General features: G+C 72.4%; 13 protein-coding genes. All 13 read left to right on the top strand.

The window, feature by feature from the left end:
- The coding region (locus tag DI573_RS02410; RefSeq protein WP_292810248.1) for an acyl-CoA dehydrogenase at positions 1–2,041 on the top strand (2,041 nt) is incomplete at its 5' end.
- Between the two features lie 153 nt (positions 2,042–2,194).
- Positions 2,195–2,455, top strand: coding sequence for a DUF6458 family protein (locus DI573_RS02405; RefSeq protein WP_292810246.1), 261 nt, complete (start codon positions 2,195–2,197; stop codon positions 2,453–2,455).
- Between the two features lie 97 nt (positions 2,456–2,552).
- Positions 2,553–4,919 carry an excinuclease ABC subunit UvrA gene (locus DI573_RS02400; RefSeq protein WP_292810244.1) on the top strand — a complete coding sequence of 789 codons (2,367 nt, stop codon included), beginning with the start codon at positions 2,553–2,555 and terminating at the stop codon, positions 4,917–4,919.
- A gap of 167 nt (positions 4,920–5,086) precedes the next feature.
- The gene (locus DI573_RS02395) at positions 5,087–11,146 is read left to right on the top strand and encodes an Ig-like domain-containing protein (RefSeq protein ID WP_292810242.1); all 6,060 of its coding nucleotides are present in this window, start codon (positions 5,087–5,089) and stop codon (positions 11,144–11,146) included.
- Positions 11,147–11,193: 47 nt separating this feature from the next.
- Entirely contained in the window at positions 11,194–12,168 is a 975-nt protein-coding gene (locus DI573_RS02390; protein ID WP_292810240.1) for a MoxR family ATPase, read from the top strand.
- The gene (locus tag DI573_RS02385; protein ID WP_292810238.1) at positions 12,165–13,556 is read left to right on the top strand and encodes a DUF58 domain-containing protein; all 1,392 of its coding nucleotides are present in this window, start codon (positions 12,165–12,167) and stop codon (positions 13,554–13,556) included. The genes DI573_RS02390 and DI573_RS02385 overlap by 4 nt, the downstream gene beginning before the upstream one ends.
- The gene (locus DI573_RS02380) at positions 13,553–15,991 is read left to right on the top strand and encodes a transglutaminase-like domain-containing protein (RefSeq protein WP_292810235.1); all 2,439 of its coding nucleotides are present in this window, start codon (positions 13,553–13,555) and stop codon (positions 15,989–15,991) included. The genes DI573_RS02385 and DI573_RS02380 overlap by 4 nt, the downstream gene beginning before the upstream one ends.
- Complete coding sequence (locus tag DI573_RS02375) at positions 15,988–17,175, top strand: RDD family protein (RefSeq protein ID WP_292810233.1); 1,188 nt, start codon at positions 15,988–15,990, stop codon at positions 17,173–17,175. The genes DI573_RS02380 and DI573_RS02375 overlap by 4 nt, the downstream gene beginning before the upstream one ends.
- Entirely contained in the window at positions 17,172–18,023 is an 852-nt protein-coding gene (locus tag DI573_RS02370; RefSeq protein ID WP_292810231.1) for a protein phosphatase 2C domain-containing protein, read from the top strand. The genes DI573_RS02375 and DI573_RS02370 overlap by 4 nt, the downstream gene beginning before the upstream one ends.
- Complete coding sequence (locus DI573_RS02365; RefSeq protein WP_292810229.1) at positions 18,020–19,258, top strand: FHA domain-containing protein; 1,239 nt, start codon at positions 18,020–18,022, stop codon at positions 19,256–19,258. Before DI573_RS02370 ends, DI573_RS02365 begins: the two co-directional genes overlap by 4 nt.
- The gene (locus DI573_RS02360; protein ID WP_292810227.1) at positions 19,255–20,892 is read left to right on the top strand and encodes a serine/threonine-protein kinase; all 1,638 of its coding nucleotides are present in this window, start codon (positions 19,255–19,257) and stop codon (positions 20,890–20,892) included. The genes DI573_RS02365 and DI573_RS02360 overlap by 4 nt, the downstream gene beginning before the upstream one ends.
- 14 nt (positions 20,893–20,906) lie before the next feature.
- On the top strand, positions 20,907–21,677 hold the full coding sequence (locus tag DI573_RS02355; protein WP_292810252.1) for a hypothetical protein: 771 nt from the start codon (positions 20,907–20,909) through the stop codon (positions 21,675–21,677).
- Entirely contained in the window at positions 21,674–26,140 is a 4,467-nt protein-coding gene (locus DI573_RS02350) for an FtsK/SpoIIIE domain-containing protein (protein WP_292810225.1), read from the top strand. The genes DI573_RS02355 and DI573_RS02350 overlap by 4 nt, the downstream gene beginning before the upstream one ends.
- Positions 26,141–26,213: the final 73 nt, after the last annotated feature.

The following is a 26,213-nucleotide window of genomic DNA, read 5'->3' as shown; positions in this document are numbered from 1 at the left end:
CACCGCACCGAACAGCGCGGCCGAGGCCGCTGAAGCGCGCATCGACATCGACCAGGTGACCGACATGCTGCTCGGCACGTGGGCCGACACGCGGCGCGAGGCGCGCGAGATGATCAAGGACCCGGCGTTCTGGCGGGTCGATGACCTCGGCAAGGACGAGCACCGCGAGCGCGTGTTGAGCCAGCTGCACCTTCTGGTCGAGAACGGCGGGGTGCATCGCGCCTTCCCTGTCGAGTACGGCGGAGAGGCGAACAACGGCGCCAACATCGCGGGCTTCGAAGAACTCGTCGCCGCCGACCCCAGCCTGCAGATCAAATCGGGAGTGCAGTGGGGTCTGTTCGGGTCGGCCGTGCTGCAGCTGGGCACGAAAGAGCACCACGATGCCTGGCTGCCCGGCATCATGAGCCTCGAGATCCCCGGCGCCTTCGCCATGACCGAGACGGGCCACGGCTCGGATGTCGCGGCCATCGGCACGACGGCGACCTACGATGCCGCGACCGAGGAGTTCGTCATCCACACCCCCTTCCGCGGGGCGTGGAAGGACTACCTCGGCAACGCAGCCCTCCACGGGATCGCAGCCACCGTGTTCGCGCAGCTGATCACGAACGGCGTCAACCACGGCGTGCACTGCTTCTACGTCCCCCTGCGTGATGAGAGCGGCGCGTTCCTGCCCGGCATCGGCGGCGAGGACGACGGACTCAAGGGCGGTCTGAACGGCATCGACAACGGTCGCCTGCACTTCGACCACGTACGCATCCCCCGCACGAACCTGCTCAACAAGTACGGCGACGTCGCCCCCGACGGCACGTACTCGAGCGCCATCGCAAGCCCCGGCCGCCGATTCTTCACGATGCTCGGCACGCTCGTCCAGGGCCGCGTCTCGCTCGACGGCGCGGCGGCGTGGGCCTCGGCCCTCGGGCTGAAGATCGCGATCACCTACGCCACCCAGCGCCGGCAGTTCGACTCGGGCACGGGCACCGACGAGGTGGTGCTGATGGATTACGGGCGTCATCAGCGGCGTCTGCTGCCCCGCCTCGCGACGACCTACGCCCACATCTTCGCGCACGACGAGTTCCTGCAGAAGTTCGACGCCGTCTTCAGCGGCGCCGCCGACACCGATGCCGACCGCGAGGACCTCGAGACCCTCGCCGCCGCGCTCAAGCCGCTCTCGACGTGGCACGCGCTCGACACGCTGCAGGAGGCCCGCGAGGCGTGCGGCGGCAACGGGTTCCTCTTCGAGAACCGTCTGGTCGGCCTGCGCGCCGACCTCGACGTCTACGTCACGTTCGAGGGCGACAACAACGTGCTGCTCCAGCTCGTGGGCAAGCGGCTGCTCAGCGACTACGCCAAGCAGTTCACCGGCAAGGATGCCAAGGCGCTCGCCGCCTTCGCGGTCGGCCAGACCGCCGGCAAGGTGTTCCACGGCGCGGGGCTGCGTCAGCTCGGTCAGACGGTGGGCGACCTCGGCCAGGTCGCGCGGTCGGTCGAGCGGGGCCTGCGCGCCGACCAGCAGCAGGAGCTGCTCACCGGTCGCGTGCAGCAGATGATCGCCGACGTCGCGGGGCGTCTGCGGCCGGCCGCGAAGCTGCCGAAGGAGGATGCCGCCGAGCTGTTCAACGCCAATCAGTCGGAGCTCATCGAGGCGGCGCGAGCGCACGGCGAACTGCTGCAGTGGGAGGCGTTCACGGATGCTGTCGCCCGCACGAGCGACGAGGGCACCCGGCACGTGCTGACCTGGCTGCGGGACCTGTTCGGGTTGACGCTGATCGAGAAGCACCTGGCGTGGTACCTCATCAACGGGCGCCTCTCCACCCAGCGGGCGGCCGCGGTCTCGAGCTACATCGATCGCCTGTGCGCGCGACTGCGTCCGCACGCGCTCGATCTGGTCGATGCGTTCGGCTATGCGCCCGAACACGTGCGGGCGCCGATCGCGTCCGGGACGGAGAAGGCGCGGCAGGACGAGGCGCGCGAATACGTCGCCGCCCTGGAGGCATCGGGTGAGGCCCCCGTGCCGGAGAAGGTCGCGCGCGCGAGGCGGTGAGATTCCTCGCGGTATCACGCGCCGCGCCCCGCGGCGCGTGATACCGCATCGGGCGCTCGCCGCGCAACGCCCTCGCGTCAGCGGGGCATCCCGCGTAGCTTCATGGGTTGGCACGGCCCAGAAGGCCGCCCCGACCAAGGAAGCAGGAATGTCATGAGTATCGGTTTCGGAATCTTCCTCTTCGCGATCGGCGCGATCTGCGCGTTCGCGCTCAACCTCGATCTCGGCTGGATCGACATCACGACCGTCGGCTACATCCTCATGGGCGCGGGCGCCATCGTGACGTTGATCGGCATCGCACTGCTCGCGCGCCGCCGCAGCGCCTCGTCGACCACGCGCACGCAGGTCGACCCGGCCTCGGGCACGCGTGTCACGCAGCACGAGTCTTCGGCACCGGACGACCCGCGGGTCTGACGCTCCGGGTCCGACGCTCCGGCGCTCTGCCCGATCCCGAGGACAGCGGATGTCCGCGGGATCGGGCACACTGGTGCCCGGCAGAGAGGGGCATCACATGCCGGAGGAGCAGGCCGCAGCATCCATCGCCGACGTGCACGGGGTGATCCGCGTCGTGGGGGCGCGCGAGAACAACCTCAAGGACGTCTCGCTCGAGATCCCCAAGCGGCGCCTGACCGTCTTCACGGGCGTCAGCGGATCGGGCAAGTCCTCGCTCGTGTTCGGCACGATCGCCGCCGAATCCCAGCGGCTGATCAACGAGACCTACCCCACGTTCGTGCAGCAGTTCATGGCGCAGCTGCAGCGCCCCGAGGTCGATGCGCTCGAGAATCTCAGCGCCACCATCCGGGTCGACCAGGAGCGCATGGGCGCGAATGCGCGCTCGACCGTGGGAACCGCGACGGATGTGCACGCCATGCTGCGGGTGCTGTTCAGCCGCCTGGGCCAGCCGCACGTCGGGTCGCCGCAGGCGTTCTCCTTCAACGTGCCCTCGATCAAGGGCGCGGGCGCGGTGACGATCCAGACCGGGACGAAGAAGGGCACGAAGGAGCGCCGGGCGTTCGAGATCACCGGCGGCATGTGCCCCGAGTGCGAGGGTCTCGGCGAGGCGAGCGACATCGACCTCGACGAACTGTTCGACAAGACCCGCTCGCTCGCCGAGGGCGCGATCACGATCCCCGGCTACAGCGTCGACGGGTGGATGGTGAAGGGATTCACCGAGTCCGGCTTCGTCGACGCCCACAAGCCGATCCAGGACTACACCGAGACCGAGCGCGCCGACTTCCTCTACAAGGAGCCGACCAAGGTCAAGATCGGCGGCATCAACATGACCTACGAGGGCCTCGTGCCCAAGGTCACCAAGAGCATGCTGCAGAAGGATCGCGACGCGCTGCAGCCGCACATCCGCGCCTTCGTCGAGCGCGCCGTGAAGTTCCTCCCGTGCCCGGCGTGCGAGGGCACCCGCCTGAACGAGGGCGCGCGCTCGTCCCGCATCAAGGGCGTCAACATCGCCGACGCCGCCGCGATGCAGATCAGCGACCTCGCCGCGTGGGTGCGCAGCATCGACGACGCGCAGGTCGGGCCGCTGATCGAGGGGCTCGCCGCCACGCTCGAATCCTTCGTCGAGGTGGGACTGGGCTACCTCTCGCTCGACCGATCCAGCGGCACGCTGTCGGGCGGTGAGGCGCAGCGCACGAAGATGATCCGGCATCTGGGTTCGAGCCTGACCGACATCACGTACGTCTTCGACGAGCCGACGGCGGGTCTGCACCCGCACGACATCCAGCGCATGAACGCGCTGCTGCAGCAGCTGCGCGACAAGGGCAACACGGTGCTCGTCGTCGAGCACAAGCCCGAGGTCATCGAGATCGCCGACCACGTCGTCGATCTGGGGCCGGGGGCCGGGCGTCACGGGGGCGAGATCCAGTACGAGGGCGATGTCGCGGGGCTGCGGGCATCGGGCACCCTCACAGGGCGGCATCTCGATCACCGGGCGCGGCTGAAGACCTCGTCACGCGCGGCCCGCGGGGCGCTCGAGGTGCGCGGGGCGTCGCAGCACAACCTCGTCGGCGTCGACGTCGACATCCCCCTGGGCGTGCTCACGGTGGTCACCGGCGTCGCCGGGTCGGGCAAGTCCTCGCTCATCCACGGCAACGTCCCCGCGTTCGACGATGTCGTCGTCGTCGATCAGGCGCCGATCAAGGGGTCGCGGCGATCGAGCCCCGCCACTTACACCGGCATCCTCGATGCCGTGCGTACCGCCTTCGCGAAGGCCAACGGCGTGAAGCCGGCGCTCTTCAGCGCCAACTCGGCGGGGGCCTGCATCGCCTGCAAGGGCCTCGGCGTGATCGTCACCGAACTCGGTTTCCAGTCCACCGTCGAGACGCTCTGCGAGCTCTGCGAGGGCACGGGCTTCAGCGACGAGGTGCTCGAGTACACCCTCGAGGGCAAGAACATCGCCGAGGTGCTGGCGATGTCGGCGGTCGAGGCGGCCGAGTTCTTCCCGTCGGGTCCCGCACACACCACCCTCGCCCGCATGATCGATGTGGGCCTCGGCTACATCACACTCGGCCAGGCCCTCAACACCCTCTCGGGCGGCGAGCGTCAGCGGCTCAAGCTCGCGATCAGCATGGCGAAGAAGGGCGCGATCTACGTGCTCGACGAGCCGACGACGGGCCTGCACCTCGCCGACGTCGACAACCTGCTCGGACTGCTCGACAGGTTGGTGGATGCCGGCAACTCGGTCATCGTGATCGAGCATCACCAGGCGGTCATGGCGCACGCCGACTGGATCATCGACCTCGGCCCGGGGGCGGGTCACGACGGCGGCCGGGTCGTGTTCGAGGGCACGCCCGAGCGGCTCGTCGAGACCGCCGAGACGCTCACCGCCCGCCACCTGCGGGACTACGTCCGATCCGGGGTGTGACCGGGTACCCGGGTACTCACACCCGTCGGGCGCGGCCGAGACCCCGGGTTAGGCTGTTCGACGGATAACGCCCCGCCGCGCTCGCGCGGATGCGGGTGGCGCCGCCCGCCGGCGCCGAGAGCTTTGAGAACACGAGAGCGCGCCCCGGGGGGAGGTCGAACTTTCGCATGAGATCCTTCGCGTGGATTCGTGCGCGCCGCAAGGCGCTCGCCGGGGCGAGCGTGGTCACCGCGTCAGCGGTGGTGATCACCACGCTCGCGTTCGTGTACGAGGGGCTCCCCACCACCGAGGTCGATCTGCACGACGGCGGCGTGTGGATCACGAAGTCCTCGAGCCTGCTCGTCGGTCACTTCAACCACGAATCGCGTGTCCTCGACGGCGGCCTGCGCACGACCAGCGACGACTACGACATCCTCCAAGCGGGCACCACGGTGCTCGTCGTCGACTCGGCCGGGTCGACCCTCAGCACGGTCGACCCGGCGCGTGTCGTGCTCGACGAGGGCAGCGAACTGCCCGCGGGCGGCGGCGTCGCACTCGGCGGCGAGACCGTCGCGGTCGTCGATCCCGCGTCGGGCGCGCTCTGGGCGATGCCCGCCGACGCCGTGGGCGGATTCCAGCCGCAGGGCGTCGAACCCCTCGTCGAACTCGGCGAGGGCGCGCGAGCGGTCGTCGGGCTGGACGGCGTCGTGCACGCCGTCTCGCCGCGGGACGGCGAGATCGTGAGCATCGCGCCCGACGAGGGCGGGGAGATGGCCGAGCCCGTGCGGCACGCCGTCGAGGGCCTGGAGGCAGCATCCACCGCCGCCTCGATCACCGCGGTCGGCGACCGGGCATACGTACTCGACCCGGAGACCGGCGTGCTCTCGGGCACCGACGGCACGCGGGTCGACGTCGAGGACGCCGACGCCGCCGTGCTGCAGCAGCCCTCGGTGGCCTCAGACGCGGTGACGCTGTCGACGGTGTCGCACCTCGTGCAGGTGCCGACCGACGGCTCGGAGCCGGTGCGCCGCTCGAGCGGGGCGCAGGGCCTGCCCGCGGCGCCGGTGTTCCTGGGCGGGTGCACCTATGCCGCGTGGTCGGGGTCGGCGCTCTTCATCCGCGACTGCCCGGGAGAGCTCGACGATCTCGAGACGGGCATCGAGGGAGCGGATGAGACGTCGGTGCTGCAGTTCCGCGTCAATCGCGACGTCGTCGTGCTCAACGACGTCGTCGGGGGCGCGGCGTGGATGGCGAGTGATTCGATGCAGCGCGTCGACAACTGGAACGACGTCACCCCGCCCGAGTCCGAGAGCGAGGAGGAGGACGAGCAGACCACGGAGGAGACGGTCGAGACGACCCTTCCCGAGCGCACGGAGCAGAACACGCCGCCGATCGCGGTCGACGACGACTTCGGGGTGCGTCCGGGGCGCACGACCGTGCTTCCGGTGCTCGACAACGACAGCGACGCCGACGGTGACGTGCTCGTGGCCTCAGCCCTCGACGGCGGGCCGTCCATGGGCGTCATCCAGCAGATCCACAACGGCGGTGCGCTGCAGATCGCCGTCCCCGAGGGGGCGACGGGGTCGGAGACGTTCCGCTACGGCGCCGAGGACGGCCGAGGAGGCGAGGCGGAGGCCGCGGTCACCCTCACCGTTCACGATTGGGACGTCAACGCCGCGCCGGTGCAGAAGCGCGTCACGGCGGTCACCGTCGAATCGGGCGGCGTGGTGTCGTACAACGTGCTGCCCGATTGGATCGACCCCGACGGCGACGACGTCTTCCTCAAGCAGGTCACCCCGACCCCCGGCGACGAGGCCGACTTCACGTCGGACGGTCAGATCACCTACCGCGCGATCGGGGGCGTGCAGGGTCGCGTCGACGTGCCGATCGTCGTGTCGGACGGCACCGAGGACGCCGCCGGTGTGTTGCGCCTCGACGTGCGTCCGCTCGGATCGACGACCCCCGTCACGAACGCCGACCACGTCGTCGTGCGTGCCGGGCAGACGGTCACCGTCGCCCCGCTGACGAACGACACCAGCTCCGGCCGTGAGCCCCTGCGCCTGACCCGCGTCGACGAGCTCGACGGCGCGACCATCGTGCCGGACTTCGCCGATCGCACCTTCTCCTTCACCTCGGCTCAGCCCGGCACCTACTACGTGCAGTACCTGGTCTCGGCGGGGGCGAACTCCGTGCCGGGGCTCGTGCGCGTCGACGTCCTGGCCGACGGTGACACCGAGGTGCCCCCGGTCGCGGTGCGGGACGTCGCGCTCCTGCCCCGCGGCGGAGAGGTGCTGGTGAACGTGCTCAGCAACGACACCGACCCGGCGGGCGGCATCCTCGTCGTGCAGTCGGTCACCGTCGATCCCGGCACCGGCGTCTCTGTCGCGGTGCTCGGCCACGAGACGCTGCGCATCAGCGACCAGTCCGCGCTCGACCGGCAGGTCAGCGTGCGGTACCGCATCTCCAACGGCACGCAGACGGCCGAGGGTGAAGTGGTCGTGATCCCGGTTCCGGCCCCGCCGACGCTGCGCCCGCCGGTCGCGAACGACGACCAGGTGGTCGTGCGCGCCGGCGACATCGTCACGATCCCCGTGCTCGAGAACGACTATCACCCCAACGGCGACGAGATCCACGTCGCGCCCGACCTCGTGGCGCCCCTGCCCGATGCCGCCGACGGCGAGATCTTCGTCTCGGAGGACACCCTGCGATTCCGCGCGAGCAACGAGCCGGGCACGGTCTATGCGACCTACGAGGCCGTCGACTCGACGGGGCAGCGGGATGCCGGCTACGTCACGATCCAGGTTCTCCCGGTCAACGCCGAGACCAACGCCGCGCCGCGTCCCCGCGACATCGAGGCCCGCACCCTGAGCGGGTCGGAGGTGCGCATCGCGGTGCCGCTGGACGGCATCGACGAAGACGGCGATTCGGTCGAGCTCGTGGGGCTGGCCTCTGCACCCGGCAAGGGGCGCATCGTCGAGACGGGCGCGAACTTCTTCGTCTACGAGGCGTTCGAGGACTCCGTCGGCGTCGACACCTTCACCTACCGGGTGCGCGATCGCCTCGGCAAGGAGGGCACGGCCCCCGTACGCGTGGGCATCGCCCCGCCCGAGTCGGCCAACCAGGCGCCGTACGCGCTGAAGGATGCCGTCATCATGCGCCCGGACCGGCAGGTCGCCGTCCCGGTTCTCCAGAACGACTCCGATCCCGATGGCGATGAGATCTCGCTCGTGCGTGGCGGGCTCGTGCTGCCCGATGTGCCGGGCCTGGACGCCGAGGTCTTGAACGGCCGCGTCCTCGTGACCGCGCCGCCCTCGCCCGTCGAGACCTCGCTGCAGTACACGATCGAGGATGCGCGCGGAGCGCGCGCCATGGCGGTGCTGCAGATCACGGTGGCCGAGGACGTGCCTCTGCAGCGGCCGATCGCACGGGATGATCGGGTACGCGCCGAGGACGTGACCGACGAGGGCACGGTCGATCTCGAGGTGCTCGGCAACGACGAGGACCCCGACGGCACGGTGGCCGCCCTCGAGGTCTCGGTCGCGGACGGGGCTCAGGTACGCGCCGACGGCACGGTGCGCGTGGTGCTCGGTGAGAGCGCTCAGCTGCTGACGTACACGATCACCGATCGTGACGGCCAGAGCGCGTCGGCGTTCATCCACGTCCCCGCGCTCTCGGCGCTCGTGCCCAGCCTCTCGTCGACGAGTGGTGTCGAGGTGCGAAGCGGCGAGACGATCCAGATCCCCCTCGCCGAGCACGTGCGCGCCGCGGGTGGTCGCGCGGTCGTGATCACCGAGGCCGGCAAGGTCACCGCCGCCCACCACGACGGCGCCTCGCTCGTGCAGGATCAGTCCACGCTCGTCTACACCTCGCGCCAGGGCTACTTCGGTCAGGACGCGATCGTGTTCGAAGTCACCGACGGCCAAGGACCCGACGACCCCGAGGGGCGCAAGGCGACGCTCACCCTGCCCGTCACGGTGCTGCCGCCCGCGAACCAGCAGCCGGCCTTCGCCGGAGCGCAGATGGATGTCGCACCCGGCGAGGATCCGGCATCCCTCGACCTCGCCGCCCTGGTCACCGACCCCGATCCGGGCGACCTCGACGGCATGGGGTACACACTCGTCGGCGGCGCGCCGAACGGGTTCACCGCGTCGATGGACGGATCCGCGCTGAACGTCGCGGCGGACTCCGACATGCAGAAGGGCACCACGATCGATCTGCGCGTGCGCGTGGACGATGGCACCACCGAACCCGTCGAGGGCACCGTCCAGGTGCGCGTGAGCGCTTCCACGCGCCCCGTGCCGACGGCCAACGACGACGTGATCACGGAGGCGGACCAGGGCGAGAGCATCACCGTCCCGGTGCTCGACAACGACTTCAACCCCTTCCCCGAGACGCCGCTGGTCGTCGTGGCCGCATCCGCCGAGACGGGCGTGGGCGTCGCCGAGGTCGCGGGCGACCAGGTGCGGGTGACCCCTGGCGACAGCTTCGTCGGCACGCTCGTCGTGCGCTACCGCGTGCAGGACGCGACCGCCGACGCCGACCGCGAGGTCGAGGGCCGCATCCGCATCACGGTGCAGGGACGCCCGGGCACGCCCGGAACCCCCACCGTCTCGAGCGTGCAGGATCGCACCGTGGTGCTGGCCTGGACGCCGCCGACCGACAACGGCGCGCCCATCACCGGATACACCGTGGCCGCGACCTCGGGCGGCTACACCACCGAGTGCGCATCGACGACGTGCACACTCGGCGGGCTGACCAACAACGTCGAGTACAACTTCGTGGTCACCGCGACAAACCGGGTGGGCGAGTCCGACCCGTCGCCGGCCTCGCAGACGGCTCGTCCCGACGCGCGCCCCGACACCCCGCAGCCCCCGACCCTCGACTTCGGCGACCGCAGCCTGCAGGTGGCGTGGACGACGCCCCCCACGCCCGGATCGCCGGTCGAATCCTTTTCGCTCGAGATCTCGCCCGCACCGCCCTCCGGTGCGGCGCAGAAGACCGATGTCTCGGGCACGTCGCTCACCTGGGAGGGTCTCGAGAACGGCGTGAACTACCAGGTGCGCGTGCGCGCCCACAACCGCGCCCCCGAGCCCTCGACGTGGAGCGCCTGGTCGGCAGGCATGGTGCCGGCGCGAGCGCCCGAGGCCCCCGCCGCCCCGACGACCGAGCGCCTCGAGCCCGTCGGCTCGCAGGCGCAGATGCGGGTGAGCTGGACCCCGCCCGCCAACAACGGCGATCAGATCTCCGGATATCGGCTGACCGTGCAGGGGGGCGGCGGGAGCCGCACGATCGGCGTGCCCGCCGGCCAGACCTCGCAGGCGCTGGCCCTCGACGCGTCGACGAGCGACTACACCTTCACCGTCGCGGCAGAGAACAAGGCCGGCTGGGGCGCGACGAGCGCGCCCTCGGCGCCGCGTCGTGCCTTCGTGGCGCCCGACGCGCCGACCAATGTGCGGGCGACCGAGGGTGATGACCGCGTGTCGGTCACCTACGGCGCCGCCGACGGCAACGGCGCCAACGCGGGGGAGCTGCGCTACGAGTACTCCGTGAACAACGGGTCGTGGCGCGCCGACTGGGACGGCACGACGATCACGAGCGGCGTCGGCAACGGCGGCTCCTACTCGGTGCGGGTGCGGGCCTATACCGCGCTCGACGGTGTGCGCTACGACGGCGCCGCGTCGGCGGCATCCAATACGGTGCAGCCCTACGGTCCCGTGCGCCAGCCCGGGGTCTCGGCGAACGCGAACGGCACGAACATCACCTACCGGTGGACGGCGCCTGCCGAGAACGGCCGCGCGATCACCCGTATGGAGATCCGCATCGACGGGGGCGGCTGGCAGCAGGTCTCGCTCAACGACGCGACTACGCGCGGGTACGGCCACGCCGAGACGCACCGCATCGAGGTGCGGGCCACCGATGCCGCCGGGCAGACGAACACCAACTCCGCGCAGGCGCGCACGTCCGACCCGCCGCAGCCGCGGGCGTGGGCGTCGCGGGGCTCGGCCGTCAACAACGGCAACTGCAACACCGCCAGCTGCGCGCAGGTGCGCCTGAACGTCGAGAACTTCCCCGCGGGCAACTACCGCATCTGGTGCAGCGCCGACGGCGACGCGCGCTGGGGCGGCGGCTACACGATCAACATCCCCGCCAACGGGTCGGTCGAGCCCGGCTGCTACTACGGCTGGCCGGGGGCCCGCGTCTACGTCGAGATCGTCGGCTGGGGCGACTCCGAGAGGGTGACGTGGTGACCGATGGCGCGAGCTCCCCAGACGCACGAGAAGAAGGACGACACACGATGAGCATGACCGCCGAGCAGGCCGCCTGGTTCGAGGGCACCTTCACCAGACTGGTCGACAACGTCGATCGCGCGCTGATGGGAAAGCGCGAGATCGTCGCCCTGGTTCTGCAGGCGATGCTCGCCGAGGGGCACGTGCTCCTCGAGGACGCCCCCGGCACCGGCAAGACGAGCCTCGCGAAGGCGCTCGCGGCCACCGTGCAGGGCACCTCCAACCGCATCCAGTTCACGCCGGACCTGCTGCCCTCCGACGTCACCGGTGTGACGATCTACGACCAGGACTCGCGTCGCTTCGAGTTCCACCGCGGCCCGATCTTCGCCTCCATCGTGCTCGCCGACGAGATCAACCGCGCCTCACCCAAGACCCAGTCGGCGCTGCTCGAGGTCATGGAGGAGTCGCGTGTCACGGTCGACGGGACCGCGCACGAGGTCGGCCGGCCCTTCCTCGTCATCGCAACGCAGAACCCGATCGAGCAGGCGGGCACGTACAAGCTTCCCGAGGCGCAGCTCGACCGCTTCCTGCTCAAGACCTCGATCGGCTACCCCGACCTCGCCGTGGCCGAGCGGATCCTGGCGGGCGCCGCCGAGCGCAATCCGTCGGCGCACCTCACCGCGATCATCACGACCGGCGCCGTCGCCGACATGGCCGATCTGGCAGCATCCGTGCACGTCGATCCCGTCGTGCTGCGTTACACGGCGCAGCTGGCCGAGGCCACGCGCACCGACGCCGCCACCCGGCTGGGGGTCTCGGTGCGCGGCTCGCTCGCGATGGTGCGCGTGGCGAAGGTGCGCGCGGCGTCGCAGGGGCGCCACTACGTCGTGCCCGACGACATCAAGGCGCTCGCCGCGCCGGTCTGGACGCACCGGATCGTGCTCGATCCCGAGGCGGAGTTCGCCGGAACCACCGCCGAGAGCGTCGTCACCCGCGCGCTCGCCGACGTCGAGGCACCGCTGGCGAGGTCGTCCGCGGCATGATGTCACCCTCCCCCGTCACGACGCGCGCAGAGGCCCGCGCGGCTCGCGCCGCCGATCCCTCAGCCGTCGCGGTCCCGCGCGCGGCCGACGTGCGGGGGTCCGGCACAGGGGAGCGGGCGGATGCCGGGGTCTCCGCGCCGGCGGCCACGCCCGTCGCCGCGACATCCGCGCGCGAGCCGTCCTGGCGCGAGAGCGCGGTTCCCGTCGCGGCGTATGCGCTCCGTCGAGTGGCGGGGGTGCTGTCGGTGGCCCGTCCCGTGACGTGGGTGCTGATCGCAACCGTGATCGTGTGCGCGCTCGCCGGATCGATGCTCGGCTGGGCGGAGCTCGTCGTCGCGGCCGTCGTCATCACGACGGCGCTCGCGGTCTGCGCGCTGTTCCTGATCGGCCGCACGACGTACGACGTCGCCCTCGATCTCACGCGCACGCGGGTGGTGGTCGGCGAACGCGCGGTGGGCGCCCTCACCCTCACGAACGGCGGTGACCGGGCGATTCTGCCCTCCCGCGTCGTGCTGCCCGTCGGCTCGGGTCGGGGCACGTTCGATGTGCCGCGCCTATCGGCGGGCGAGTCGCGCGAGGAGCTCTTCACCATCCCCACGACCGCGCGCGGTGTGCTGGCGGTGGGTCCGGTGAGCGTGCTCCGCGGCGACCCGCTCGGCCTCTTCGAGCGCGTGCACAACCGCGAACGGGCGGTGCAGCTCTACGTGCACCCGCGCACCACGGGGCTCGACGGTCTCTCGCTCGGGCACCTGCGCGACCTCGAGGGATTGCCCGCCAGCGACCTCTCACCGGACGACGTGTCCTTCCACGCCCTGCGCGAGTACCAGCCGGGCGATGACCGCCGTCATGTGCACTGGCGCTCCAGCGCCCGTACGGGCACCCTCATGGTGCGCCAGTACGAGGAGACGCGACGGTCGCACTTCGTGGTCGGCCTGTCGGTGCGTCCGGGGGACTACCGGGACGCCGACGAATTCGAGCTCGCGATCTCGGTGGCGGGCTCCGTCGGCCTCCGGGCGTTCCGCGACAGCCGCCGCCTCGATGCGTGGGTGCAGGGTCGCGCGCTGCCCGCGGCCTCGGGACGACGATTCCTCGACGTCCTCGCGGGGCTCGAGCAGGGTCGCACCCGCACGGGCGGCCTCGTGGAGCTGGCGGGCGTGATCGCTGCGGGGGCATCGACCGCGAGCGTGGCGGTGCTGGTGTGCGGCTCCGGTGTGCCCGCGGCGCAGCTGCGTGCAGCGTGCGCCCGGCTGCCGCGCGAAGTGCGCGTCGTCGTCGTCATCGCCGAGTCCGGTGCCCGGCCGGGCCTGCGCCGCATCGGGGATGCCGATGTCGTGACCGTCGGCGCGCTCGATGACCTGCCCGCGTCGCTTCGCAAGGTGCTCGGATGAGCGCCGCCGCCCCCCGGGCCGATCTCCCGCGTGCCGCCGCGCGGCGGCGCACACTCGTCGACGTCGTCGCGGTCGCGCTGCTGCTGGCGGTGCCGGTGATCGGGTTCGCGCCCACCTTCGCCGGCCCGGGCTTCGCCGTCGCCGGGTTCGGGGGACTCGCCGCGGGCATGGGTCTCGCCGTCCTCGGCGCACGGCTGCGCTGGGGCGTCCTCACCCTCACGGCGGCGACGGCGGCCCTGTACTTCGTCCTCGGCGGGGCGCTGGCGCTGCCGCACACGACGCTCGCGGGTGTCGTTCCGACGATCGAGACGTGGCGCCCGCTCGCGGTGGGCATCGTCACGAGCTGGAAGCAGCTGCTCACCACCGTCGCCCCCGTGGCATCCGGAGACGGCCACCTCATCGTGCCGTTCCTGCTCGCGCTGGTCGCCTCCGTGCTGACCGCCGGCCTCGCGCTGCGCGTGCGCCCGCCGGCCTGGGCGCTGGTTCCCGCCCTCGCCTTCCTCGGCGTCGAGATCGCCCTCGGTATGTCGCAGCCCGCGCTCCCGGTGGTCCAGGGCATCGTGTTCGCGGTCGTCGCCGTCGCGTGGCTCGCGCTGCGCCAGGCGTGGGATCCTGCCCGCACCGTCGTCGAGGTGGGCGCACCCGACGCGCTGCCCGTGCCCGGACAGGGGATCCGCCGGCTCGTCGCCGGCGCGGCGATCCTCGGCGTCGCGGCCGCCGCAGGCGTCGCCACCGCGGCGATCGCCGCCCCCGCCGGCCCCCGCTACGTGCTGCGCGACGTCGTGATCCCACCCTTCGACATCCGTCAGTACCCCAGCCCGCTCCAGTCGTTTCGCGGATACGTCCGCGACAGCGCCGACGAGACGCTCTTCACGGTGACGGGGCTGCCCGACGACGCTCGTGTGCGCCTGGCGGTGATGGACGCCTACAACGGCATGGTCTACAACGTCTCCGACGAGGGCGCCGGATCGTCGAGCGCGTTCACTCCCGTTCGCGAGAACATGTCGCCGGATGCCGAGGGCCAGACGATGACCCTCCGCTTCGAGATCGACGAGCTCGACGGCGTGTGGCTGCCCGACGCGGGGGCGGTGACCGAGGTGCGCTTCGACGGCGAACGCGCCGATGACCTGCGCCGCGCGGCGCACTACAACGACGCGACGGGCACCGCCGTGGTCACCGCGGGACTCGCCCAGGGCGATGCCTACACGATGACGACGGTGTTTGCGGCGTCGCCGAGCGATGAGGCGCTCGCCGACGTCGGGTTCGCTCCCGTCCGCATGCCGGAGCAGCGTGAGGCGCCGGAGGGACTCGCCGAGGCGGCGACCGACGCGATGGCCGAGGCGGTCACCCCGATCGAGCGCGTGCGGGCGCTCGAGAGCTGGCTGGCGCAGGACGGGTTCTTCAGCCACGGACTCGAGGGCGAGGCGCTCTCGCCCGCCGGCCACGGCGCCGCGCGCGTGACGACTCTGCTCGGCTCGGACCAGATGATCGGTGATGACGAGCAGTACGCGGTCGCGATGTCGCTCATCGCGGCCGAGCTCGGCATCCCCGCCCGTGTCGTGATGGGCTTCCACGCCGACGAGGAGGATCCGGCGGGGCAGGTCTTCACGGCGACGGGTGCGGACCTGCACGCCTGGGTGGAGGTCGCCTTCGAGGGCTACGGCTGGCTGCCGTTCGACCCGACCCCGCCCGAGGACCAGGTGCCCAACGACCAGACCACCAAACCCAAGGCCGATCCCCGGCCGCAGGTGCTGCAGCCCCCGCCGCCGCCGCAGGAGCCGGTCGAGCTGCCGCCCACGGTCGCCGACGATCGCGAGTCCGAGGAGGATCAGGAGGCGGGCGCCGGGTGGATCGTCACCGTGCTGCTGATCGCGGGCGGTGTCCTCGCGGTGTTGGCCGTACTGCTCGCGCCGTTCATCGCGATCCTCCTGCTCAAGGCCGCCCGCCGCCGGCGTCGCCGCGCCGCCCCCGCCGTCGCCGACCGCATCAGCGGAGGCTGGGACGAGCTGGTCGACCGGGCCGTCGACCTGCGCGCGCCGCTTGCGGCGGGTGCGACCCGTGCCGAGAGCGCTCCGGTCGTGGGGTCGAGTCTCGGTCAGCCCGCCGTCACCGCACTCGCCGCGCGGGCGGACGCCGAGGTGTTCGGCCCCGGCGAGCCCTCCCCGGAGCGGGTGGATGACTTCTGGCGCGAGATCGACGCCGTGCTGGCGGGGTCGGACGCCGGGCTCGGGCGCTGGGCTCGGCTGCGCGCGCGTGTGAGTCTGCGCTCCCTCCTGATGCGCGCGCGCCTCGGCGAGGTGCGCGCGAGCATCGCCCAGCGGGCGACGCAGATCGCCCGCGACGCCCGTGACGCGGCTCCCGCACGTCGCGGCGCCCGCCCCGCCGCCGCCGACACCGGGCACGACGCAGCCCGAGCCGAAGAGGACCCTCGATGACGACATCCGCCGATTCCACGCCCTCGCTCGCCCGCCGCGCGGGCGCCTACGCGATCGATGCGGTCATCGCGGGTGTGGTGACGTCGGTCGTGACCGGCGTCGCCGCGATCGTGTGGCTGACCGCGCAGACCTCGCCGCTGGTCGTGGTGGCGGCGGCGTGGGCGGGCGGGTTCGCATGGCTGCTGATCTACACCGCGATGCAGGGTGGGCGCGGCTCCCTCGGACAGCGTGCGCGGGGACTGCGTCTCGTGCGGCAGGACGCCGCCGCCCGTCCGATCGGCTTCGCCCGGGCCCTGCTGCGCAACATCGTCTGGGGCCTTGCCTGCGCCGTCGTGGTCGGGTACTTCACGCCCCTCTTCGACCGGAGCGGCCGCCGTCAGGGCTGGCATGATCGGGCCGCAGGTTCGGTGATGATGGATGCTGCGCCCTCGCGCACCGGATCTCCGGCCGAGTCCGGGACCGAGCAGGGCGCGGCGCCCGCGCTGGCGCCTCATGCGGGCGCGGGCACCGACGCGCCTTCCGACGAGCCCCTGTCGTTCCTGCCTCCCGGTCCCGTGCTCCCTCCGCCGTTCGCATCGGTCGGCCCGCCGCCCGTACCGACCGATGCCGTCGCGCCGGCATCGGTCGCGCCCCCGGCACCCGCGTACCCCGTGCCGGCCGTGCCGGCGACAGGGCTGATCTCCCACGTCCCCGGCGTCACGTCCCAGGATTCCGCGGCGACTCCGCCGGCCCTGACCCCGCCGGCCCCGGCGCCGGTCGCGCCGCCCGTGCCCCCGGCTCCGGACGGGCCCACCGCCCGCCCCACTCACGCCGCGTCGACCGATGAGCTCGCGCTCACGCGTATCGCCTCCGGTGAGCGGGCGCTCGTGACCCTCGTCTGGGACGACGGTGCGCACCAGGCGGTCTACGGACGCACGGTCTTCGGTCGCAATCCCGCGCCCGAGACGGGGGCGCTGACCGCCGCCGTGCGCGACGAGACCCTCTCGCTGTCGAAGACGCACTTCGAGATCGGGGCCGGCGACGACGGCACCCCCTACGTCCTCGACCGGCACTCGACCAACGGCGTGGTGCTCGTGCGCTCCACCGAGCGGCAGCGAGCCGAGGCGGGGGTGCGCCTGGCGGTGCGCGCGGGCGACGTGCTCGAATTCGGCGATCGACGACTGAGCATCGAGGTGCCCGCATGAGCCCCCGCGACGAAGGCCCGCCGATCCGCGTCGCGGTCGGCGCCGCCACCCACGAGGGGCTGCGCCGCCGGATCAACGAGGACGCCCACCTCGCGCGTTCCCCCCTGTTCCTGGTCGCCGACGGCATGGGCGGGCACGACGCCGGCGACATCGCGAGCGCCGCCGTCATCGACGAGTTCTCAGCGCTTCCGGGCACCAGCGTGACCGTGGACCATCTCCAGCAGGCGCTCGAACGCGCGCGGGTGCGCGTCGATGCGCTGCGGGCGGGGGAGCGCGCGGCGGGCACGACGCTCAGCGGCGTCGCGATCGCCGACATCGACGGCGAAGGGTACTGGCTGACGCTCAACGTCGGCGATTCGCGCACCTACCGTTTCTTCGACGGAGTGCTCGAGCAGATCAGCGTCGACCACTCCGTCGTCCAGGAGCTCGTGGACTCCGGCGCACTCGATGAGGGGGATGCCGCGTCCGACAATCGTCGCAACGTCATCACCCGCGCGATCGGCGCCGGCAGCACGGGCGAAGCCGACTTCTGGCTGATCCCCGCCGAGGCGGGCGACCGCATGCTCGTCTGCTCGGACGGTCTGTCGGGCGAACTGGATGCGCAGGGCATCGCCGACATCCTGGCGGGTGTGCGTGACCCGCAGCTCGCCGCGAACCGCCTCGTGCACGAGGCCATCCTGCGCGGCGGACGCGACAACATCACGGCGATCGTCGTCGATGCACTGGAGGTCTCGACCCGCAACGCGGGCGACGATCACGACACGCGGCCTCCGGAGCCGGCGGATGACGGTCCCGACGTCGACACGGAGACCCGGCCGCGCGCGGCCGCATCGGAGGGAGCACGATGAGCGAGATCACCTATGCCGGGGGGCGCTGGCCGGCGGTGGCGGTGCCCGCCGGGCTGGCGGTGTTCGAACCGGGCGTGCCGACGGCCGTCGTGCGGTTGATCGGCGAGCGTCTGGCGCCGGGGGGTGTCGGCGCAGTCATCGGGGCGCTCGCCGAGGCCTTCGGCACGACCCTCGTCACCCTGCCGACCTTCGGGATCGTGCTGTTCGAGGGCGACGGGGTGCGCATCCTCGTGCGCGGCGACCTCGATGTCGATCTGACGACGGAGGCGGGAGTGGAGACCGTGGGCAACGCCGAGGTCTCGACCTGGACCGAGCGCTTCGCCCCGCGCGCCTCGGCCGTCGTGCTGCGCGCGGGCGGAGTGGACGGGCCGGCGCCGGATGCCGATCGGATGCCGATCCGAGACGGCGTGGTGCTGTTCTCGGAGCTGCGGATCGCGGTGCAGGCCGACGTCGCCGCGCCGGCACCCGCGGCAGCCGCGGCAGCCCCGAGCACGGCGGGCGCGGCGGACGATGCGGCGTCCTGGACGGTTCCGCTGGATGCGACCCTCGAGGAGCTCCAGACCTCCGCGCCGGAGCCCGAGCTCGAGGCCGTTCCAGAGCCTGCCACCGCGCCGGAGCCTGCCACCGCACCCCAGCCGGCACCCGTGCCCGCTGACGCGGAGTACGACCACCTGTGGGGTGCCACGGTGGCCCGCTCGGTCGAGGACGCGGCCGTGCGTCCCGTCTCGGCTGAGGAGACCGACGCGGAGGAGCCGGTCGCGCCGGTCGTCCCGCCCGCGCCGCAGGGCGACCACGACGGGGCCACGATCTCGGTCGAGCAGGCCCGACAGCTCCGCGGGGCCGGGGCCCCGGCATCCCCGCCCACGGCACCGACGATGTCCCTGCGTGCCGTGCCCCGGGGCCGCATCCGTCTCTCGACGGGACGCATGGCCATCCTCGATCGACCCGTCGTGATCGGGCGACGCCCGCGCTCGACCCGGGCGTCGGGCAGCGAGCTTCCCGAGCTGATCGCGGTCGACAGTCCGCAGCAGGACATCAGCCGCAGCCATGTCGAAATCCGCTCCGAGGGCGAGAGCGTGCTGGTGGTCGATCTGCACACGACGAACGGCACGACGCTGCGGCGCGGAACCCAGGACCCCGTCCGCCTGCACCCCGGTGAGCCCACCGTCGTCGTCACGGGCGACGTGCTCGATCTCGGCGACGGCGTGACGGTCGCGTTCGAGGACCTGCCGTGAGCACGAAGCGCCCGCCCGCGCCGCCGCCGCAGCTGCCGGGCTTCACCTATCTCGAGCTGCTGGGCTCGGGCGGCTTCGCCGACGTCTACCTGTACGAGCAGCAGCTTCCCCGGCGCCGCGTCGCCGTCAAGGTGCTGCTGCCCGATCGCCTGACGACCGGCTCGGCCGAGGAGTTCACCGCCGAGGCCAACGTCATGGCGATGCTCTCGACCCACCCGGCGATCGTGACGATCCACCAGGCGGGCGTCGCGGGCGACGGACGGCCGTACCTCGTGATGGAGTACTGCCCCAAGCCCAACCTGCAGGTGCGCTATCGGGCCGAGCCCTTCTCGGTCGCCGAGGCGCTGCGCACCGGCATCCAGGTGGCGGCGGCGGTCGAGACCGCCCACCGTGCCGGCGTGCTGCACCGCGACATCAAGCCCGCCAACATCCTCGTGACCGAGTACAACCGGCCGGCGCTGACGGACTTCGGCATCGCCTCGTCGGATGCGACGGGGGCGGGGGCCTCGGCGGGCCTGTCGATCCCGTGGTCGCCGCCGGAGTCGTTCGCCGACGCCCCGCAGAGCGGACCGCGCTCCGATGTCTACGCGCTCGGTGCGACGCTGTACAGCCTGCTCGCGGGGCGCTCGCCCTTCGAGACCCCGGGGCGCCGCAACACCGGCGCCGACCTGATCGAGCGCATCGTGTCGCAGCCCCTGCCGCCGCTCGAGCGCCCCGACGCGCCCCGCGCGCTCGTCGGCGTCCTCGAGCGGGCGATGGCCAAGAATCCCGGCGACCGCTTCGACAGCGCGGTCGCCTTCGCCCGTGCTCTGCAGAAGGTGCAGATCGAGCTGGCGCACTCGGTCACGCCCATCGACATCCTCGATGACGCCCCCGCGGCGCCCGACGAGGCGGACGACGACGACGGTCTCACCCGCGTGCGGGGAATCGTCAGCATCGACCCGCAGACCTCGCCGGCCGCCGGGCCCACCCGTCCCTCGGCGTTCGGCGCCCCCGCCGCCCCTCCCCTGTCGGGCGCGCCCGTCGCCTCCTCCACGACGGATGCCGTCGCCCCGGTCGTCGTGGACTACCCGGGCGAGACGGTGCTCCGCGCCGACGCCTCGCACGCGTCCGCGGCGCCCCCTGATCCCGCGGCCGACTCAACCCTGCGCCGGCCGGTCTCCGTCGCCCCGGCTGCGTCGCAGGCACCGTCACCGGCCTCCCCGCCGGCCGCACCCGCCGTCGTACGGCGACGGCGCGGCGTCTGGGTGGCGGTCGGCGTCGCGGCGGCCCTCGTCATCGTCGGCGGTGTCGTGACGGCATCCCTGCTCACCGGTGGGGACGCGGCGGAGCCGTCGGCTTCTCCGACCGCGGCCCCCGTCGACGTCGTCGGCGCGGCGGTGCCGACGCCGACGGATCTCACCGGTCGGGTCAGCGACGCGGGGGTGGTGTTCACCTGGACCAACCCCGATCCCCGTAGCGGCGACCTCTTCCTGTGGCGGATCGATGCCCCCGGCCAGGAGGAGGCGCTGACCTCGACCGACCAGAGCACCGTCACGGTGCCCGCGGATGCCGGAGCGACCTGCATCGAGGTGCTGCTGCGGCGCGCCGACGGTCAGGCGTCGCAGACACCGGCGACGGGATGCGCGCCGTGAGCGCCGACATCCCCATCGAGACCGTCCCGCCCGAGGATCCCGCGGGGCGTCCCGCCGCGGCGACTCTGGAGTTCGCGGGCGAGTACCACCGCCTCGAGCCCGGGCGCACGTTCACCGTCGGGCGGGAGGGCGATCTCGAACTCGACGACAACCTCTTCCTGCATCGGCACTTCCTGCGAGTCGAGCACGTGTCGGGCCTGTGGTGGCTGGCCAACGTCGGCTCGCGACTGAGCGCGACGGTCACCGACTCGGAGGGGCGTGTGCAGGCGTGGCTGGCGCCGGGGGCCCGGCTGCCGCTGGTCTTCCGGGCGACGACGGTGGTCTTCAGTGCGGGACCCACGACGTACGAGCTGACGGTCCACGCCGATGAGCCCGCCTTCCGCGAGGTGCCCCGGCCCGCCGCGGAGGAGGGGCTCAGCACGATCGGCGCGGTCCCTCTCACCGAGAGCCAGAAGCTGCTGATCGTCGCGCTCGCCGAGCCGGTTCTGCGCCGAGACGGCACCGGCATGAGCGAGCTGCCGACCTCGGCCAAGGCCGCAGAGCGCCTGGGATGGACGCTCACCCGGTTCAACCGCAAGCTCGACAACGTGTGCGACAAGCTCGACCGCCTGGGTGTTCCCGGCATGCGCGGCGGCGTGCGGCAGTTCGCCACCAATCGCCGGGCGCGGCTCGTCGAGCACGCGATCGCGGCGCGGCTCGTGACCCGCGACGACCTGGCCCTGCTGGACGCGCCGCCCGCCGGCTCGACCGACCACGCCCCCGCGGGCGAGGAGGAGAACGAATGAAGCTGCGCGCCACTCTCGTGCGACCCCGCGGCGACGCGGAGGACATCGCGATCACGGCGGACGCGACCGCGCGCGTCGGCGACATCGCCCGTACGATCGTCATCGCCGATCCCCAGCGCGCGCACGACGGGGCGGGGGAGGCGACGCTCGAGGTGTTCAGCACGATCGGCCAGGCACCCGGCCGTGTGCTCGATCCCGAGACGACCCTTTCGCACGTGGAGATCGCGGCGGGCGCGGCGCTGCGTGTCGTCCCCACCGACTACGCACAGCGATCCCCCGTGGGCGAGCTGCGCATCACGCAGGGACCGGCGGCCGGGGCGAACTGGCCCCTCACCCGGGGGGCGTTCTCGATCGGCCGCGACGCGGCATGCGACATCGTGATCGATGATCCGCTCGTCTCCAAGCGCCACGCGCGGCTCGAAGTCGGCCCCGACCACATCGAGCTCGTCGACGCGAACTCCGCCAACGGCGTGCTCGTCGACGGAGCCGCCGTGCCGCACCTGGCCTCGACGCAGGGCCGGATCACCGCGGTGCTCGGCGACAGCGTCGTCGAGATCCGTGTCGCGGTCGCCGACCCCGACACGGCCGCCGCGATCGCTCCGCGGCAGATCCCGTTCGTGCGCTCCCCCCGCGTCGAGCGCCGCTACCTGGGCGAGGAGCTGGCCGGTACCGACCTGCCCGTGCCCCCTCGCCCGCAGCCGTTCCCGTGGCTGGCCCTCGTCGCGCCGATGCTCATGGGTGCGACGCTCTTCGCCGTCACCGGCAGTGCCATCTCCCTCGTGTTCGTCGCGCTCTCCCCGATCCTCATGATCGGAACGTGGCTGACCGCGCGCATGAACGCGAAGGCGCAGCTGAGTGATGACAAGGCCCGATTCGAGCAGCAGCTCGAACGTCTGACCTCCCGGCTCGACGCCGAACGCCGGGAGGAGGCATCCATCCGCCGTGCCGAAGTGCCCGAACTCGATGCCGTCTGCGCCGATGCGGTCGCCGCCGGCCCCCTCGTCTGGACGCGGCGTGTCGAGCACTGGTCCTTTCTGCACGTGCGACTCGGGCTGGGTGCCGCGACCTCGCGCAACACCGTCGCGGATTCGTCGCAGCGCGATCGCGCCTTTCCGGAGTACCTCGAGCGTCTCGACGCCGTCGTCGAGGCGCATCGTTTCGTGCCGGACGTGCCGATCCTCGAATCCCTCCCCGACGCGGGCGCGCTCGGAATCGCCGGCTCGCCGGCGGGCGCGGCCGGGGCCGCCCGGGCCCTCCTCGCCCAGGTCGGCGCGCTGCACGCGCCCGCCGACGTCGTCATCGCGGGATTTCTGGGCGCCTCGTGGACCCCCGAGTTCGCCGACAGCAAGTGGATGCCGCACACCTGGGCGGCGCAGGAGCTGCTCGGCACCGCGAGCCTCGCCGACAACCCGGCGACCGGCGCACGGCTGCTCGCCCAGCTCGAAGAGATCGTCGAGGCGCGCGGGCGCAGCGCCGCAGCCGCAGAGCGGCTCGGGGCGCAGAAGGAGGAGGACGCCGCCACGCGCGCCGGCGCAAGCGTTGGCGAGACCCGCGGACAGAGGGCGGGCGTGCCGACACCGGCGATCGTCGTGCTGATCACCCCCGATGCGCCGGCTGATCTCGGCCGGCTGATCCAGTTGAGCGAGCGCGCTGCCGGCCGCGGTGTGCTGCCGGTGTGGATCGGCGCCGCCCCCGCCGATCTGCCCGCCGCGTGCCGCACGTGGCTGCACGTGCCGGCGGGGGGCGACCCCTCCGCCCACTTCGTCCGGCTCGGGGAGAGCGTCGCCCCGCTGACGGTCGACAGCCTCGATCCGGCCCGCTTCGCCGTCGTCGCCCGGGCGCTCGGTCGCCTGACCGATGTCGCCGACGTCGCCCACGACGAGGCCGACGTGCCGCGCACCGTCTCCCTCGTGCACCTGCTCGGCCGAGAGGCCGCCGAGCAGGCCGAGGCCGTGATCGACCGCTGGACCCAGAACCACTCCATCGCCGCCCGGCGCACGCCCGGCGGGCGCGGCTACCAGCCCAAGCTTCGCGCGCTCGTGGGGCAGACCGGCCAGGGCGCCCTGCACCTCGACCTGCGCGCGCAGGGCCCGCACGCGCTCGTCGGCGGCACGACCGGGTCGGGCAAGAGCGAGTTCCTGCAGGCGTGGGTGCTCGGGATGGCCGCCGAGTACAGTCCCGAGCGCGTGACGTTCCTCTTCGTCGATTACAAGGGCGGGTCGGCGTTCGCCGACTGCATCCGCCTGCCGCACAGCGTGGGTCTGGTCACCGACCTCAACCCCCACCTCGTGCGGCGCGTGCTCGTGAGCCTGCGAGCGGAGCTGCACCATCGCGAGCGCCTGTTCAACCGCAAGAAGGCCAAGGATCTGCTCGAACTCGAAAAGGCCGCCGACCCCGACGCGCCGCCGGCGCTCGTGCTCGTCATCGACGAGTTCGCGGCTCTCGCCAAAGAGGTGCCCGAGTTCGTCGACGGGGTCGTCGACATCGCCCAGCGCGGCCGTTCGCTCGGCATCCACCTGATCATGGCGACCCAGCGTCCCGCCGGCGTCATCAAAGACAACCTGCGTGCCAACACCAATCTGCGGGTCGCCCTGCGCATGGCCGACGAGACCGACAGCGACGATGTCATCGGCTCGGCGGACGCGGCGCTGTTCGATCCGGGCCTGCCCGGGCGCGGTATCGCCAAGACGGGACCGGGTCGCACCACCCTGTTCCAGTCGGCCTACACCGGCGGGTGGAGCCTCGACGAGTCCGACGACACGGTCGTCGAGCTGCGTCCCTTCGGGCTCTCCGACGCGCCCGCCTGGCCGGTGCCCGAGGCGCCGTCATCCGCCGCGGACGCCGAAGACCTCGGCCCGAACGACCAGCAGCTGCTGGTGGAACGGATGGTGCAGGCGGCGCAGGGGGCGGGGCTCGCGGCGCCCCGCCGGCCCTGGCTGGACGAGCTCGCCCCCACGTTCGATCAGACGCTCCTGCCCCAGCGCACCGACGCGGCCCTCGTGATGGGCGTGATCGATCTGCCCGAGCGGCAGGAGCAGACCGCCGTCGCGTTCCTGCCGGACGACGAGGGTCACGTCGCCGTCTTCGGCACGGGCGGCTCGGGCAAGAGCGTCGTGCTGCGCACCCTCGCGATCTCGGCGGGGATCACCCCGCGCGGCGGTCCCGTGCACGTGTACGGCATCGACGCCGCCGCCGGCGGTCTTCGCATGCTCGAGCCGCTGCCGCACGTGGGCGCCGTCATCTCGGGCGACGACGCGGAGCGCGTCGAGCGCCTGTTCGGGATGCTGCGCCACGAGCTCGACCGGCGGGGCGATGCGTATGCAGCCGTCGGCGCGTCCAGCCTCACGGAGTACCGCGCGCTCGCGGACGCGCCCGACGAACCGCGCCTGCTGGTCCTGATCGACGGATTTCCCGCGTTCCGCACCGCCTACGAAGCCGTCACCGGTCGCGCCGACACCTATCGCGCGCTGCAGCAGGTGCTCTCCGACGGTCGTGCCCTCGGCATCCACGTCGCCCTCACCGCCGACCGGGGGCAGAGCGTGCCCTCGGCGCTGCAGGCGATGATCCAGCGGCGCGTCGTGCTGCGCATGACCGACGACGACGCCTACTCGCTGCTGGGCGTGCCGCGCGACATCCTGTCCTCCGACGCCGTGCCGGGTCGCGCGATCATCGACGACCGCGAGGCGCAGATCGCCGTGATCGGCGGCACCCGCAGCACGAAGGAGCAGGCGACCGCGATCGAGCGGATGGCGGCATCCATGATCCGGCGCGGACGCACCCAGGCGCCGCCGATCCGCTCGCTGCCGCAGCTGTACGGGGCGGGCGAGCTGCCCGCGACGCGTGGCGATCAGGTCGTCATCGGCCTCGCCGACACCGACCTCGGGCCTTTCGGGATCGAGCCGTCGGGCACCTTCATCGTCAGCGGACCACCCGCCAGCGGCCGGAGCAACGCCGTCGCCGCGATAGCCGCGCAGGTGGTGCGGGCGCGACCGGGAGTGCCGACGTACTTCATCGGCGATCCGCGCTCGCCCGCCGTCTCGGCGGTGCCGTGGCGACAGGTCTCGCCCGACGCGTCCCGCGCGATGGCCGCGCTCGCCGACGCCGAGGAGCGCGCCGATGCGGGTGAGGTGCCCCTCGTCGCCATCGAGGGCATCGGCGAGTTCGCCAACTCGCTGATCGAGATGCCGCTGTCGAACCTCGTCAAGCGCGCCGCACGCGGCGAGGTTCTGCTCGTCGTCGAGGGCGAGATCGGGTCGTGGAATTCGAACTTCGGACTGTTCGGCGAGCTCAAGGCCGCGCGCCGGGGGATCATCCTCCAGCCCGAGACGATCGACGGCGAGGTGGTGCTGAAGGCGCCGTTCCCGCGGCTGCAGCGGGGCGAGTTCCCCGTGGGTCGCGGCATCCTCGCGCAGCGCGGAAAGCTCGTGCGGCTGCACCTGCCCCTCGTCGTACCGGAGTCCTGAGCCCGCGCGTCTGGGTATTTGTCCCCATCGGCGCTTTCGTGGCCGCCGGTTAGTCTCGAAGAGTCAGAAGTGC

Origin of the sequence: Microbacterium sp., from assembly GCF_003248605.1 — a bacterium.
In the GTDB taxonomy this organism is placed as follows: domain Bacteria; phylum Actinomycetota; class Actinomycetes; order Actinomycetales; family Microbacteriaceae; genus Microbacterium.
Note: the sequence above shows the minus strand (reverse complement) of the source record. Positions and strands in the feature narration are given on the sequence as shown.

Bases quoted from the DNA above. Each gene is read 5' to 3' on its own strand.
- DI573_RS02405 (WP_292810246.1), top strand. From the start codon at position 2,195: ATGAGTATCGGTTTCGGAATCTTCCTCTTCGCGATCGGCGCGATCTGC.
- DI573_RS02400 (WP_292810244.1), top strand. From the start codon at position 2,553: ATGCCGGAGGAGCAGGCCGCAGCATCCATCGCCGACGTGCACGGGGTG.
- DI573_RS02395 (WP_292810242.1), top strand. From the start codon at position 5,087: ATGAGATCCTTCGCGTGGATTCGTGCGCGCCGCAAGGCGCTCGCCGGG.
- DI573_RS02390 (WP_292810240.1), top strand. From the start codon at position 11,194: ATGAGCATGACCGCCGAGCAGGCCGCCTGGTTCGAGGGCACCTTCACC.
- DI573_RS02385 (WP_292810238.1), top strand. From the start codon at position 12,165: ATGATGTCACCCTCCCCCGTCACGACGCGCGCAGAGGCCCGCGCGGCT.
- DI573_RS02380 (WP_292810235.1), top strand. From the start codon at position 13,553: ATGAGCGCCGCCGCCCCCCGGGCCGATCTCCCGCGTGCCGCCGCGCGG.
- DI573_RS02375 (WP_292810233.1), top strand. From the start codon at position 15,988: ATGACGACATCCGCCGATTCCACGCCCTCGCTCGCCCGCCGCGCGGGC.
- DI573_RS02370 (WP_292810231.1), top strand. From the start codon at position 17,172: ATGAGCCCCCGCGACGAAGGCCCGCCGATCCGCGTCGCGGTCGGCGCC.
- DI573_RS02365 (WP_292810229.1), top strand. From the start codon at position 18,020: ATGAGCGAGATCACCTATGCCGGGGGGCGCTGGCCGGCGGTGGCGGTG.
- DI573_RS02350 (WP_292810225.1), top strand. From the start codon at position 21,674: ATGAAGCTGCGCGCCACTCTCGTGCGACCCCGCGGCGACGCGGAGGAC.